General features: G+C 62.4%; 13 protein-coding genes. 7 read left to right on the top strand and 6 right to left on the bottom strand.

The genetic code is table 11. The features are described from left to right. Positions 1 to 128: 128 nt before the first annotated feature. Positions 129 to 668 (top strand): sugar transferase, encoded by a 540-nt coding sequence (locus tag FJ949_RS08015; RefSeq protein WP_140494844.1) that lies wholly within the window; start codon positions 129 to 131, stop codon positions 666 to 668. Here the strand turns inward: FJ949_RS08015 and FJ949_RS08010 are convergent. After that, a complete protein-coding gene (locus FJ949_RS08010; RefSeq protein ID WP_140494841.1) occupies positions 656 to 1603 on the bottom strand; it encodes an NAD-dependent epimerase/dehydratase family protein in 948 nt (315 codons plus the stop codon). The two genes, FJ949_RS08015 and FJ949_RS08010, sit on opposite strands and share 13 nt — an antisense overlap. A gap of 17 nt (positions 1604 to 1620) precedes the next feature. Continuing rightward, a complete protein-coding gene (locus tag FJ949_RS08005; RefSeq protein WP_140495055.1) occupies positions 1621 to 2898 on the bottom strand; it encodes an O-antigen ligase in 1278 nt (425 codons plus the stop codon). Positions 2899 to 3381: 483 nt separating this feature from the next. Between FJ949_RS08005 and cysD the strand changes: the two genes are divergently transcribed. Genes cysD through cysQ form a run of 3 tightly spaced genes read left to right on the top strand, consistent with a single transcriptional unit; the run spans position 3382 to position 7029 of the window. Continuing rightward, positions 3382 to 4287 (top strand): sulfate adenylyltransferase subunit CysD, encoded by a 906-nt coding sequence (gene cysD, locus FJ949_RS08000; protein WP_140494839.1) that lies wholly within the window; start codon positions 3382 to 3384, stop codon positions 4285 to 4287. Between the two features lie 2 nt (positions 4288 to 4289). Then, positions 4290 to 6227: a sulfate adenylyltransferase subunit CysN gene (gene cysN / locus FJ949_RS07995; protein WP_181167193.1), complete on the top strand. Its 1938-nt coding sequence runs from the start codon at positions 4290 to 4292 to the stop codon at positions 6225 to 6227. Between the two features lie 10 nt (positions 6228 to 6237). Then, positions 6238 to 7029, top strand: a complete 792-nt coding sequence (gene cysQ, locus FJ949_RS07990) for a 3'(2'),5'-bisphosphate nucleotidase CysQ (protein WP_181172060.1) — start codon at positions 6238 to 6240, stop codon at positions 7027 to 7029. Between the two features lie 10 nt (positions 7030 to 7039). Here the strand turns inward: cysQ and FJ949_RS07985 are convergent, their stop codons facing one another. From FJ949_RS07985 to FJ949_RS07970, 4 genes are all read right to left on the bottom strand, one after another. Beyond that, complete coding sequence (locus FJ949_RS07985; RefSeq protein WP_140494833.1) at positions 7040 to 8182, bottom strand: DegT/DnrJ/EryC1/StrS aminotransferase family protein; 1143 nt, start codon at positions 8180 to 8182, stop codon at positions 7040 to 7042. 493 nt (positions 8183 to 8675) lie between these two features. Further along, a complete protein-coding gene (locus FJ949_RS07980) occupies positions 8676 to 9599 on the bottom strand; it encodes a carbohydrate kinase (RefSeq protein ID WP_140494831.1) in 924 nt (307 codons plus the stop codon). Beyond that, positions 9596 to 10042, bottom strand: coding sequence for an RbsD/FucU domain-containing protein (locus tag FJ949_RS07975; protein WP_140494830.1), 447 nt, complete (start codon positions 10040 to 10042; stop codon positions 9596 to 9598). Before FJ949_RS07975 ends, FJ949_RS07980 begins: the two co-directional genes overlap by 4 nt. Next, positions 10043 to 11269, bottom strand: a complete 1227-nt coding sequence (locus FJ949_RS07970; RefSeq protein ID WP_140494828.1) for an ROK family protein — start codon at positions 11267 to 11269, stop codon at positions 10043 to 10045. 229 nt (positions 11270 to 11498) lie between these two features. On the opposite strand from FJ949_RS07970, the gene FJ949_RS07965 reads away from it, so the two are divergent. The 3 genes from FJ949_RS07965 (at position 11499) to FJ949_RS07955 (ending at position 14512) form a co-directional block, all read left to right on the top strand. Further along, on the top strand, positions 11499 to 12515 hold the full coding sequence (locus FJ949_RS07965) for a sugar ABC transporter substrate-binding protein (RefSeq protein ID WP_181165177.1): 1017 nt from the start codon (positions 11499 to 11501) through the stop codon (positions 12513 to 12515). 156 nt (positions 12516 to 12671) lie between these two features. Beyond that, positions 12672 to 13733, top strand: coding sequence for an ABC transporter permease (locus FJ949_RS07960; protein ID WP_140494823.1), 1062 nt, complete (start codon positions 12672 to 12674; stop codon positions 13731 to 13733). Further along, positions 13730 to 14512: an ATP-binding cassette domain-containing protein gene (locus tag FJ949_RS07955; RefSeq protein ID WP_140495053.1), complete on the top strand. Its 783-nt coding sequence runs from the start codon at positions 13730 to 13732 to the stop codon at positions 14510 to 14512. The genes FJ949_RS07960 and FJ949_RS07955 overlap by 4 nt, the downstream gene beginning before the upstream one ends. Positions 14513 to 14616: the final 104 nt, after the last annotated feature.

Raw genomic sequence — 14616 nt, 5'->3', positions numbered from 1 at the left:
CTGGCATTCCTCTGCAGGCGCATCCGAGCAGGCGAGGGGTCGAGCTTGGTCGAGCGATAGCCTCATGCTACGTCGAGCGGATTCGTATTTTCGTCTTTGGTTTTGGCAACGAGCACTATCGGCGGTTCATGAAGACAGCCAAGCAAATCTTCGATCTTGCCGGCGCGGCGCTGCTGCTCCTGGTCACTTCACCCGTCCTGGCGCTCGCTGTCCTGGCTGTTCGTATATCGTCGCCCGGTCCGGCCATCTTTTCTCAAACGCGGGTTGGCCGCGATGGCGTGCTCTTTCGCTGTCACAAATTGCGCACGATGTATGTCGGCACGCCATCCTTGCCTTCGCACGAGGCGCCGGCGAATGCCGTGACGCCGGCCGGAAAGACCCTGCGGAAGTTCAAGCTCGATGAGCTGCCGCAGTTCTGGAATGTTCTGAAGGGCGAGATGAGCTTGGTCGGACCGCGTCCCTGTCTGCCGACGCAAACCGAGCTGATCGAGTGCCGCCGACGGCTGGGCGTTTCATCGGCGCTTCCCGGCATCACCGGCCTGGCTCAGGTCAAGGGCATCGACATGTCGGACCCGGCCCTATTGGCCGAAACCGATGCCGACTATCTCAAGGTCGCGTCGATCGGCCTTGATCTTCGCATCCTGCTTGCGACGATTTATCCAGGTTGAGCTTGCCTGCTGCGCGCCGCGATTTCGCTTAGACGATCAAGCGTCGCTGTTTCCGGCAGCCAGCCCTGCGAGACGAGCAGGGAAGGGTCGCATATCTGTGTCGCCGTCATGCTTTCCCAAAACGCCCGCTTGCCTAGCGCCACCGCGGCCATCCGCATCAGGCTGGCCGGTACGGCAGCCAGGCGCACCGGCCGCCCAAGTCCCTTACGGAAGGCGCTTACGACGGCTGCCACCGACACCGGAGGCACGTCGCTGGCTATATAGGCAGGGCTGAGCGGCCCCGGATGAGTCAACAAATGCCGCACGGCTTGCGCGGCTGCGTCGGCCGACACCAGCGAGCGGGTTCCTGTCAGAATACCTGTCGGCAGCGGCAGGCCCGTATCGGCCAGGCGCATCAGCATTGCCAGATTGCCCTTCATGCCGCTTGCGTAGGCCGCCGGCAGGCGCAGCACGGCGGCGTCGGCGCGGCCGTGCGATGCATAGGCGTCCAGGACCCTGATCTCGCCCTCGCGTTTCGAGCGCCCGTAGGCGCATTGCGGATCGGGGACCGTATGCTCGTCGATCGTTGCGCTGACGCGGGCGCCGATCACGGCCCGGACCGATGACAGTTGGATGAAGCGTCCGCTTGCCTGCATGGCGGCCGCATGCGCCAGCCGCGCGCTCAGTTCCGCGTTGGCGGCTCGGTAGTCGGCTTCGGTGGCACCGCCGTGATCATTGTTCAGGCCGGCGCAATGAACGACGTCCGTGACATCGCGGGTGACGGCAAGGAAGGCCTTGGCCGGCGCATCGAAACGCGGCAAGGCGACGATGTCGCTGCCCGAAGCGAGGCTTTCGGGATAGCGCGAGGCGAGGCGAACCTCCACGCCTGCCTCGCGAAGCCTTTGCACGACGAGACGTCCGATGAAGCCCGATGCGCCTGTGACCAAGACCTTCATTGCCTTGCCCGGAGCCGCTATTGCGTGACTGGCGGAAGCGGCATCTCTTCCGGCAACGGGGCCTGACGTCCCGACGCAAGATAGGTCCCGGATACCAGGAAGACCATGAACACCGAATCCAGGATGTCTTGGCCGATCAGGATGCCTGTCATCCCAGCCGTCAGGTAGATGATCACCATGACGACGACCATGGTGGCGCCAAAGCGCTCGATCGGGTCGGCGCTGTTGCGCAGGACCAGGGCGGCGTTTCTGCCGGCGACGACAAAGATCGCCGCCAAAGTCACGGCGCCCAGGATGCCCGCCTGTACCAATGCCGTCAGGAAGCCATTGTGGAAATGATTGAAACCTGCCGTTTTCGCGAACAGGTCTTGGAAGCCCTGCCTGATCAAGAGCTGGTTGGCGCCCACTCCGTGTCCGAACAAGGGCATGTCGCGGAATGCCTTCAGGCCGATGTCCCAGAGGGCAACACGTATTCCAAGCGAGGTGTCGGAATTGCCGTGCGCCCCAAGCGCGTCCCAATCAGAGCGCAGAAAATCAAATCTGTCGGATATTGTATGGAAGCCGATAGCGGCGACCGCGACGCCGATCGCCGCCAGCAGAAGCAGCAGACGGACGGCATTCTTCCCTTTCAGCCAATGCTGGTTGATCAACAGCACGGCAATGCCGGAAATCAGCAGCGCCAGCCAGATGATGCGCGTGCCGGAATAGATGATGGCGATCGTTCCGCCGAGCGCTGCGCAGATCAGCGCACTCTTGTGCCTTTCGATGCCCGACAGGGCACCGGCCACGCAGGCCATCACTGCAAGGCAGACGACCGTGGCGAACACTATCGCATTTCCCGCTCCGCCCTCCGCCCTCATCCCGATCCAATATTGCTGGATGATCGCCAACAGCAGCGCGACGAAACAGGCGGCCATGCTGCTGAGGATTATGATCCGGACAAGGGTTGTTTTCTGCGTAATGCTCCAGGTTGAATAGGAGAGGGGGAAAAACAGGAAGGTGACGAGCGGGATCAGATGCGGCGCATCCCTGACAATTGCGTTATTGGCGAGCGAAGCCAGGAGATTTGCCGCGCAATAGGCATAGATCGCGATCGTGAGCGCCATCATCGCCCGGTCGATGTTGAAGCGCCTCTTTTTCGAGGCGATCAAAAGAACCGACCACAGGCCGCCGCCGTTGAACACGAAGCTCACCACAGACCCCAGGACCGGTGGAAAAAAGAAGCAAGCGATGGAAAAATAGATATTGATCCGCGCGGGCGAGAACTGCCGTCTTATCGATGAAAGCTGGCTCAAGGGCGGCTCACCATTCTCGGACGCTTCACACGGCGGATTGTCTGACGGCGGCAAACATAGCCCTGCCGAAATTGCCCGTGTCGCATCGTGCATCTGCCCGCTTTCAGGGGCCGGTATAGCGGCTTGGGTCTTTTTCTGAAAGTGCATCAAGGCCGATTGCCACCGAAAATCGGTAGTCGCTGGCAGACGATCGGATTTGGGCGCGGCGAAGACTGCGTGCTTTTCATCAAGCAATTTTTTCCCCCGCATTTTCTCAGCCGCCGGCGTGACAAGCAGGAATTTCCGCATTTTGACGCATGGATGGAAAATTCATTCCCGAACCACTCCTTGCCAGGCGCGTCTTGCATTGTTCTGGGCAGCGGCGATCTGCTAGAACGCCCGCAAGAATAACATTGTCCAGAAGCAAGCTTGAACCGGGCGGGAAGCCCGATGATTTGATGCCAGGTCTTCTGTCGGAAGGCACGAGAGAACGCTAGACAGGCCATGACAACAGCGCTTACGCACCTGCAGCGGCTTGAGGCCGAGTCAATCCACATATTCCGTGAAGTCGCGGCCGCCTTCGCCAAGCCGGTCATGCTCTATTCCGTAGGCAAGGATTCGTCCGTGCTGATGCACCTGGCGATGAAGGCGTTCTATCCCGCCAAGCCGCCCTTTCCGTTCCTTCATGTCGACACAACCTGGAAATTTCGCGAGATGATCGCCTTTCGCGATCAGATGGCGCAAAAACTCGGTTTCGATCTCCTGGTTCACGTCAACCAGGATGGCGTGCGCGACAACATCAATCCCTTCGATCATGGCTCGAACACGCACACCCATGTGATGAAGACCGTGGCGCTGCGCCAGGCGCTCGACAAATACGGTTTCGATGCCGCCTTTGGCGGCGCCCGCCGCGACGAGGAAAAATCGCGCGCCAAGGAGCGCATCTTTTCCTTCCGCAACGCCCAGCACGTCTGGGATCCGAAGAATCAGCGCCCCGAAATGTGGAAGATCTTCAACACCCGCATCGCCACGGGTGAATCGATCCGCGTCTTTCCGCTGTCCAACTGGACCGAGCTCGACATCTGGCAGTACATCCTGCAGGAGAACATCCCGATCGTGCCGCTCTATTTCGCCAAGCAGCGGCCGGTCGTGGAACGCGATGGCATGCTCATCCTCAAGGACGACGATCGCATGAAATTGCGCCCCGGTGAGGCGATCGAGAATCGGCTGGTGCGCTTCCGCACGCTCGGCTGCTACCCGCTGACCGGCGCCATCGAATCGGAAGCAGACACGCTGGAAGCTATCGTCGGCGAGATGCTGACCGCGCGCACCTCCGAACGGCAGGGCCGCCTGATCGACCGGGACGAAGCCGGCTCGATGGAAAAGAAGAAGCGCGAGGGGTATTTCTGACCATGCGCCACATCATGGCAAAGAGCCTCGCACCTACCGACGGCGTCCGCGATTATCTGGCGGCGCAGGAGAAGAAATCGCTGCTGCGCTTCCTCACCTGCGGCTCCGTCGACGATGGCAAGTCGACGCTGATCGGCCGCCTGCTCTCGGACACCAAGCAGATTTTCGAGGACCAGCTCGCCGCGCTCGAACGCGATTCGCGCAAGCACGGCACGACCGGCGACGACATCGATTTCGCACTGCTTGTCGACGGTCTCGAAGCCGAGCGCGAACAAGGCATCACCATCGACGTCGCCTATCGCTTCTTCGCCACGCCAAAGCGCAAATTCATTGTCGCCGACACGCCCGGCCACGAGCAGTACACGCGTAACATGGCGACCGGCGCGTCCACCGCCGACCTGGCAATCGTGCTGATCGATGCGCGGCAAGGCGTGCTGCGCCAGACCAGGCGCCACTCGATCATCGCCTCGCTGCTCGGCATCCGCCATATCGTGCTGGCCGTCAACAAGATCGATCTCGTCGATTTCGACCAGGCGGTCTTCGACCGGATCACGCAGGACTATCTGCAATTTTCGCGCGATCTCGGCTTTGAGACCATCGTGCCGATCCCGATGTCGGCGCGCTACGGCGACAACGTCACCGGCCGCTCCGACAGGATGGAATGGTATTCCGGCCCGACGCTGATCGAACATCTCGAAACCGTTTCGGTCGACGAGGCCGCGGCCGAGCTGCCGTTCCGTTTTCCGGTGCAGTACGTCAACCGCCCCAATCTCGATTTTCGCGGCTTCGCCGGAACGATCGCCTCGGGCGCGATCTCGCAAGGCGACGAGGTCGTCGTCGCCAAATCGGGCAAATCCTCCCGCGTCAGACGCATCGTCGCGCAGGGTGGCGACCTCGCCCAGGCGGTTGCCGGCCAGGCCATCACGCTTGTCCTCGATGACGAGGTCGAGATTTCCCGGGGCAACATGCTGGTGGCGCCTGCGGCACGCCCGCAGGTCGCCGACCAGTTCGCCGCCAACATCGTCTGGTTCGACGAACATGCGCTGTTGCCGGGCCGCTCCTATATCCTGCGCACCGAGACCGACCAGACCAGCGCTACCGTCACCGATTTGAAATATCGGGTCAATGTCAATGACTTTGCCCGTGAAGCTGCCAAGTCGCTCGAGATGAACGAAGTGGGCATCTGCAACATCTCGACGCGCACGCCGATCGCTTTCGACACCTTCGCCGAGAACCGTACAACCGGCGCGTTCATCCTGATCGACCGCATCAGCAACGCCACGGTCGGCGCCGGCATGATCCTGCATTCGCTGCGCCGTGCCGAGAACATCCATTGGCAATCGCTCGATGTCGGCAAGCGGGTACGTGCCGACATCAAGAACCAGCGGCCCGCCGTGTTCTGGTTCACCGGGCTGTCGGGCTCGGGCAAATCGACCATCGCCAACCTGTTCGAGAAGAAGCTGTTTGCCTCCGGGCGCCATACCTACATTCTCGACGGCGACAATGTCCGCCACGGCCTCAACCGGGATCTCGGCTTTACCGACGCCGACCGCGTCGAAAACATCCGCCGCGTCGCCGAAGTGGCCCGCCTCATGGCCGATGCAGGGCTGATCGTCATCGTTTCCTTCATTTCGCCTTTCAGCGCCGAGCGGCGCATGGCCCGCGAATTGATGGCCGAAGGCGAGTTCGTCGAAGTGTTCGTCGACACGCCGTTCGAGGAATGCGCCAGGCGTGACCCGAAAGGCCTCTACGCCCGCGCGCTCAATGGCGAGATCAAGAATTTCACCGGTGTCGACTCGCCTTACGAAGCGCCGGAAAAACCGGAAATCCATCTGAAGACGCTCGGCAAATCGGCCGAGGAGATGGTAGATGCCCTGGAACACTGGCTGAACGAGCGTGACATTGCCGAAGACCAATACGACAATGGCGGCGGCATCTGACGACAGGTCGATGCTCGAAATTTTCGAGGGGCTCGCTTTGGCGGCCGGCCGCGAGGTCATGCGTGTGTTCCACGCCGGCTGCGCGGTCGACCAGAAATCAGATTCCTCGCCGGTGACCGAGGCGGACCGCGAGAGCGAGAAGATCATTCTGGCCGGATTGCGTGCGGCCTTTCCCGACATTCCCTGCGTGGCCGAGGAGGAAGCATCCGCCGGCATCGTGCCGCCGGACCTGGACGGGGCTTTCTTCCTGATCGATCCGCTGGACGGCACCAAGGAATTCGTCAATCGCCGCACCGATTTCACCGTCAACATCGCGCTTGTCCGCCACGGCGTGCCGGAAGTCGGCGTCGTTTTCGCGCCCTGCACGGGCCGGTTCTTTTCCGGGCTGCCGGGCAAGGCGGAATTCCTCGAAATAGATGGCGACTTCCGCATCGTCTCTCGCCGGCCGATTTCGGTGAGGGCGGCTGCGACGCCGCTGGCGGTGGTTGCGAGCCGCTCCCACAACACGCCCGAAACCGAAGCCTATATTCGTGACCTAGGCATCGCCGAGATCGTCTCTGTCGGCTCGTCGCTGAAATTCTGTCTGGTCGCCAATGGCGAGGCGGACATTTATCCGCGCTTCGGTCGTACCATGGAGTGGGATACCGCAGCCGGCGATGCCGTGCTGCGCGCCGCGGGCGGCATCACGCGCACGTTGGATGGACAGCCCTTGATGTATGGCAAGCGAGACCAGGGCGGCGATGCGGATTTTGCCAATCCGCATTTCATCGCCAGCGGCAGGGCAGGGGCAAGCCCCGCCTGAAGCCGGCTGGTTACTCGGCCGCGGCCTGCGCCGAGTTCGATCCGACATAGTTGCGGATTGTCTCGATGATCCGGTCCTGATCGGCTTCGCTGAGATAGGGGTGCATCGGCAGGCACAGGATGCGCTTGGGCAATTGCTCGGATACGGCAAGACCGGTCGGCGTTCTCGGATAGTCGCGATAGGCGATCTGCTCGTGCAGCGGCTTCACATAGTAGATGACCGACGGAATGCCTTTTTCGCCGAGATGCGCCTTCAGCCCGTCGCGCTTGGGCGTCTCGATGGCGTATTGCGCCCAGGCCGAGCGGCTGCCGTCCAGGTCACGGGCTGCCGTGACGACATCGCCAAGCCCTTCGGCATAACGGTTCGCCACCATTTGCCGGGCAACCATCTCGTCCTCCAGAATGGCGAGCTTTTCGATCAGGATCGCGGCCTGCAGCGTGTCGAGCCGTGAATTGATGCCGACCCGGATGTTGTCATATTGCGTCTCGCCCTTGCCGTGGAAGGCGAAGGAGCGCAGCTTGTCGGCCAAGGCATCGTCGTTGGTGAACATCGCTCCGCCGTCGCCGTAGCAGCCGAGCGGCTTCGCCGGATAGAAACTGGTCGAGCCGACCGTGCCGAACGACCCGCACATCTTGCCGTCCGCCGAACCGCCCATCGACTGGGCGGCATCCTCGATCACCATCAGGCCTTCTCGGTGGGCGATCGCCATGATGGCATCGTAGTCGGCGGCAAGGCCGAAGAGGTCGACCGGAATGATCGCCCTGGGCTTCAGCCGGCCTTCTTTCTTGATCATCGTGATCGCCGCCTCGAGGCTGGCGATGTCGATGTTGTAGGTGTTGGGATCGACGTCGACGAAAACCGGCTCGGCCTTGGCCAGCGCCACCACTTCCGCCGTGGCGGCAAAGGTGAAGCTCGGAACGAACACGGCATCGCCCGGGCCGATCCCGGCGGCGAACAGCGGCAAAAGCAGTGCGTCGGTGCCGTTGGCGCAGGCCACGACGTGCTTGACGCCGACATAGGCGGCGAGCTTTTTCTCGAATTCGGCTACCTGGGGACCGAGGATATAGCGGCCGTCCTCGACGACATGGTCGATCGCGGCCCTCAGCCGGTCGCGGATTCGTTCGCGCTGTGCGCCAAGATCGATGAACTGCATGTCGTCCTCAAACGATTTTAACCGGGCGGTCTGGCCTCGACCCGCTGGTATCAGAATTGCGCCTGCCGAGAAAGCCGGGCGCGCGGAGCGACAAATTGCCCGGTCGTGGCAGTCTGTTACCGCATTTTCCGGTGTCGGTCAGCCGGATGCCGGAAATCCGGGATTCGTGCGGCGCAATTACGGCCTTATAACCCCAGAGTCGACCCTGCTAAACATAAAGTGATCGGCCGGCTCAATCCATGTTGGGCCTTACCACGGCCCGAACTTGGGTCAGCCAAGGCCTGAGAACGGCCAGTCCGCAGTGCGGCAGCTATCCGAAGATAGGAATTTTTTCTTGACGGGGTGAAGGCAACTATGCTAGATATTTGCCTATGGTGCTGAGTTGCGCCAAGGACCCGCCGCACAGGCGGGTTTCTTTACCACCTCATCAACAGCGCGCCGGTGAAGGTTCCAAGGAACCTGTTAATTCGGATTCGTTCCTCTGGCGCGCCACTCAGGCGATCTCATGGCGCCAGGGCGGATTGGCGCCGGCCCGCGATACCGTCACCGCCGCCGCTTTGGCGCCGAGTGTCAGGGCCGCACGGATGGCGTCCTCGGAAAGGCCTGAAATCGCCGCTTTCGTTAGCCGGCCCTGCTCATGCAGCGAGGCGAGGATGCCGGCATTGAACGTATCACCGGCGCCGACCGTATCGACCACCTCGACTTTTCGCGGCGTTACGCTGACTGTGTGGTCCCTGGTGTAGCCGACGGCGCCTTCGCTGCCATGGGTGACGACGATCAGCTTGGGTCCGCGGTCGAGCCAGTTGCGCACGACGTCCTCGTGCGAGCCGGCTTCGTCGAACCAGTGAAGATCTTCATCCGAGAGTTTCACGATATCGGCCATCGCCATCATCTCGCGGATACGCTTCAGATGCTTTGCCTTGTCCGGGATGAAGTTCGGCCGGATGTTGGGGTCGAGCATCATGACGCGACGACCATGCTCGCGCTTCATCAATTCCTCGTAGGCGGCCCCCGCCGGGTCCGAAATAAGGCTGATGGCGCCGAACAGCATGGCCTCGATCTCCGGACCAAGTTGCGGCAGATCCTCGCCGGTCAGCATGCGCCCGGCGGTGTTCTCGTCGTAGAAAGTGTAGGTTGCCTGGCCATCGTTCAGCCGCACGAAGGCGAGCGTCGTCGGCCGGGGCGAAGTGTGCGCATAGGTGGAACTGACCTTGCTCGCCCCGAGCGCTTCGCGGAGCTGGCCGCCGAACAGGTCCGACGACAGGCCCGAGAAGAAGCTGGCAGGAGCGCCCAGCCGGCCGAGCGCAATGGCGGTGTTGAACACCGCGCCGCCGACATAGGGTGCGAAGGCCCGTTCTCCCTCCGTCGTCGTGCGCGGCAGCATATCGATCAGGGCCTCGCCGCAGCAAAGGATCATTGTCTTGTCGTCTCCGGCGGATGGATCACGCCCTTGCGGATGATGATGTTGGCGTAGAGCCTGGGTTCGCTGGTCGCGACGATGGCGTGCGCGGCCCTGACGCGTGCATAGAAGTCGGCACCGGCCAGCGCAACCACCTTGCGCCCGGGCGCGCGTTTTGCACACAGCACTTCGATTTCATGATGCACGGGATCGGCGAGCGAGGGGTCGCCCTTGGCCGAGGCGCGAAACAGCGCCTCCGGCACGACGTCATCGACGGGCAGCACGCTCAATATGGCGTCCAGCACCGGAATGAGATGGTGGCCGTCGGCCCGCACCAGCCGCCTTGCCTGCTCTTCGGCCGGGTAGTTTCCATCGACCAGGGCGATTTCGTCGCCATGCCCCATCGCACGCAGGATCGCCAGAAGCTCCGGACCGAGCAGCGCCGGAATTCCGATCAGCATTCAGATGCTCCTGGAAATCGTGGTCGAACCGATCAGGAAGCGCTCGGATAGTGGCAGGCTGGCGCCCCCGAGAGCGCGCGCGTGAATACCGACGGTGCCTTCGCGGACGTTTGGCAGTTTCAATCCCTCGGCATCGACCGTGTCGATGGTTGCGATGACGGCGTCGACCAGCCTGCGGCGCACCTGCGTCGGCATCCAGCCGTCGATCACCGCCGCCTCGAAGTCGATGACGGACGATGCCGCGACGATGGCATAGGCGAGCGCCCGCGAGGCGTTTGTAATCCAGTCGTCGAGCTCGGCGCCGATCTCGCCCCAGTCCTCGGGCGACGTCCACAGATGCGAAGCCTCGACGCCACGTGCATTGAGCGCTTTTTCGAGCATGGCGATCGAGGCCACGTCGATCAATTGGGTCGGCTTTCCCTCCGGTCCGGGCACCGGCATGGAGCCCAGCGCGCCGGCGTTGCCGGTCGGGCCGCCAAAGAGCCGTCCGTTGAGGACGATGCCGCCGCCGGCAAAGGCGCCGATATAGAAATAGACGAAATCACGCGGGGCGCCTGCCTGGCCGAAGACCAGCTCCGCGCCGCAGGCCGAAGTGGCGTCGTTCTGCAGATAGACCGGAAAATCGCATTGCGCCTGGATCTCCGCGCGGATATCGCGATGGCGCCATTCGTCCATGACGTCACGCGGCGCGCCGGCGGTATCGGCCCAGTTCCAGAGCTCGAACGGCATGGCGATGCCGAGCCCCGCTATGCGCTTGTCCTGCGCGGGCGAAAGCTCGCCACGCATCTTCTTCATGCCTGATGTGACGAATTCCACCGTCTCGCGCGGGGCAGGGTAGCGGTAGGAATGCTGCAGCATCGAACGTACATTGCCGAGGAAATCGATCAGCACGAGTTCGGCGCTGCGGCGGCCGATCTTCAGGCCGATGAAGAACGCGCCCTCGGGATTGAGCGCCATGGGGATGGAGGGCTGTCCGATCTTGCCGCGCAGCGGCGCCTGCCGCAGCAGCAGCCTTTCCTCCTCGAGCTCGCGCATGATGACGGAGACGGTTTGCGCCGACAGTCCGGTCATGCGGGCGATGTCGGACTTCGCCAGGCTGCCATGCTGGCGCACCAGCGACAGCACCAGCCGCTCATTGTGGTCCCGCATGCCGCTCTGGTTGGTGCCGCGGTGAATAAGGCTCTCATTCGCCTCGGGCGAACCATGCCTGGCAGTGGCCGTCTCCACCCCTGTTCCTCCCGTCATTTCCCCTCGAGGCTTTTGGAGCAGAATGTGCGAACAGCGCAAGGCTGTCAATAATAAATAAGAGTGATTTAATTATTGACAGAGAGATTGGTCTGGTGTCATTTGAGGCAGGCATCCCCACCGGGAGAGGTTGCTTGGATGCCGTACGGATGCCGGTTGGCCGGCATCCGGAATGTTCCACTGGGAGGAAATCGTGACCAATACAAAACTGTTGAAATCCACCGTTTTTGCGGCGGCTGCTCTGGGCCTGATGGCATTCGCCTCGTCCGCATCCGCGGCCGGTGTCGGCGCCTGCCTGATCACCAAGACCGACACCAATCCCTTCTTCGTCAAGATGAAGGAGGGTGCGACCGCCAAGGCCAAGGAGCTTGGTGTCGACCTCAAGACTTATGCCGGCAAGATCGACGGCGACAGCGAAAGCCAGGTCGCGGCGATCGAGAGCTGCATTGCCGACGGCGCCAAGGGCATCCTCATCACCGCGTCCGACACCAAGGGCATCGTGCCGACGGTGAAGAAGGCGCGTGATGCCGGCCTGCTGGTGATCGCGCTCGACACGCCGCTCGATCCGATCGACGCCGCCGACGCGACCTTTGCTACCGACAATTTGGAGGCCGGCAAACTGATCGGCGCCTGGGCCGCCGCGACGCTCGGCGACAAGGCCAAGGACGCCAAGATCGGCTTCCTCGACCTGACCCCCTCGCAGCCGACCGTGGACGTGCTGCGCGACCAGGGCTTCATGATGGGCTACGGCATCGACGTGAAGGATCCTAACAAGATCGGCGACGAGGATGACGCGCGCATCGTCGGCCATGACGTCACCAACGGCAATGAGGAGGGCGGCCGCAAGGCGATGGAGAACCTTCTGCAGAAGGACAACACCATCAACGTCATCCACACCATCAACGAGCCGGCCGCGGTCGGCGCCTATCAGGCGCTCAAGGCCGTCGGCCTGGAAAGCCAGGTGCTGATCGTCTCCGTCGATGGCGGCTGCCCCGGCGTGAAGTCGGTGGCCGAAGGCGTCATCGGCGCGACATCGCAGCAATATCCGCTGCAGATGGCGGCGCTCGGCATCGAGGCCATCGCCAACTTCGCCAAGGACGGCACCAAGCCGAAGCCGACCGAAGGCAAGAACTTCTTCGACACCGGCGTCAATCTGGTGACCGACAAGCCGGCCAATGGCGTGAAGTCCATCGACACCAAGGAAGGCCTCGCCAAGTGCTGGGGCTGATGCCGGTCTGACTGGCAACGAAAAACGGAGCGGCCGGACTTGATCCCCGGCCGCTTCGGGTGGACGATGGTCGCGTGACCGCGAACAATCCCGGCAGGAGACCGGAAAGGCGTGGACGGGTGTCGCCGCGTGGCTGATACCCTACGGGGAGGAAACATGTCTCAAGCTCAGGAATTCGAGAAGGTTCTCTCGGGCAGCGACACGAGCGTTGCCGCGTTTGACGAGCATAAATCGGCGGTCAGACGCATCCAGCATTTTCTGCACTCGACGCCGGCCGCGGTGCCGCTGATCGTTCTGGTCCTGGCGATCATCGTGTTCGGCCTCACCATTGGCGGGCGTTTCTTCTCGTCCTACACGCTGACGCTGATCCTGCAGCAGATCGCCATCGTCGGCATTCTGGGTGCCGCCCAGACCCTGGTCATCCTCACCGCCGGCATCGACCTTTCGATTGGCGTCATCATGGTGATTTCGGCCGTGATCATGGGCAATTGCGCCGTCAGCTACGGCCTGCCGAGCGTCCTTGCCGTAGCGATCGGACTTGCCGCGGGTGCTGCCTGCGGGCTGCTCAACGGGGTGCTTGTCGCCTACATGAAACTGCCGCCATTCATCGTGACACTCGGCACCTGGAACATCGTCATGGCGACGAACTTTATTTATTCGGCCAATGAGACGATCCGCGACACCGACGTCGACGTTCAGGCGCCGCTGCTGCATCTGTTCGCGCTCAGCTTCAAGGTCGGCACCGCTGTGCTGACGGCCGGCGTGATTGCGATGGTCGCGCTCGTGCTGCTCCTTTGGTACGTGCTCAATCACACGGCATGGGGCCGCCATGTCTACGCCGTCGGCGACGACCAGGAGGCGGCGAAACTGTCGGGTATCCAGACCAAGAAGGTGCTCATGACGGTCTATACCCTGGCCGGGCTGATCGCCGCTTTCGCCGCCTGGGTCTCCATCGGTCGCAATGGGTCGATCTCGCCGTCGGCCGCCGTGACTGACTACAATCTGCAGGCGATTACCGCCACGGTGATCGGCGGTATTTCTCTTTTCGGCGGCCGCGGCTCGATCCTCGGCACGCTGTTCGGCGCGATGATCGTCGGTGTCGTCTCCATGGGCCTCAACATGCTGGGCGCCGATCCGCAATGGAAGGTGCTGCTCACCGGCGTGCTGATCATCGGCGCCGTGGCGGTCGATCAATGGATCAGAAAGGTTTCGGCATGACCCAGGACCCTATCCTCACCGCTCGCGGACTGGTCAAGCGCTACGGCCGCGTCACCGCCTTGGACAATGCCGATTTCGACCTCTACCCCGGCGAAATCCTCGCTGTTATCGGCGACAACGGCGCCGGCAAGTCGTCGCTCATCAAGGCGATTTCAGGCGCTGTCGTGCCCGATGAAGGCGAAATCCGGCTTGAGGGCAAACCGGTCGCCTTCAAATCGCCCATGGAGGCCCGCGAAGCCGGCATCGAGACCGTCTACCAGAACCTGGCGCTGTCGCCGGCGCTGTCGATCGCCGACAACATGTTTCTCGGCCGCGAGATCCGCAAGCCCGGCTTTGTCGGCCAATGGCTTCGCATGCTCGACCGTCCGGCGATGGAAAAGCGCGCCCGCGACAAGCTGACTGAACTCGGCCTGATGACCATCCAGAACATCAGCCAGGCGGTGGAGACGCTATCCGGCGGCCAGCGCCAGGGCGTGGCAGTGGCGCGCGCCGCCGCTTTCGGCTCCAAGATGGTCATCATGGACGAGCCGACGGCAGCACTTGGCGTCAAGGAAAGCCGCCGCGTGCTGGAACTCATCCTCGACGTGAAGAAGCGGGGCCTGCCGATCGTGCTGATCTCGCACAACATGCCGCATGTCTTCGAAGTGGCAGACCGCATCCACATCCATCGGCTGGGTCGTCGGCTGTGCGTCATCGATCCCAAACAACATACAATGTCCGATGCCGTCGCATTCATGACCGGGGCAAAGACGCCGCCGGAGGCGGCGCTGGCGGCCTGAACTGCCAAATTGCCGCTGGGTAAGTCGCCTCCGGCTTACTTAAATCGATTGAACGTCTGCTGCAATGCGGTAGCATGGGCTGGGATGAATGATGAAAGCCGGTA

Source organism: Mesorhizobium sp. B2-4-1, assembly GCF_006442185.1.
Taxonomy (GTDB): Bacteria; Pseudomonadota; Alphaproteobacteria; order Rhizobiales; family Rhizobiaceae; genus Mesorhizobium.
The sequence above is the reverse complement of the archived record's forward strand: the minus strand, read 5'-3'. Positions and strand labels throughout refer to the sequence as shown.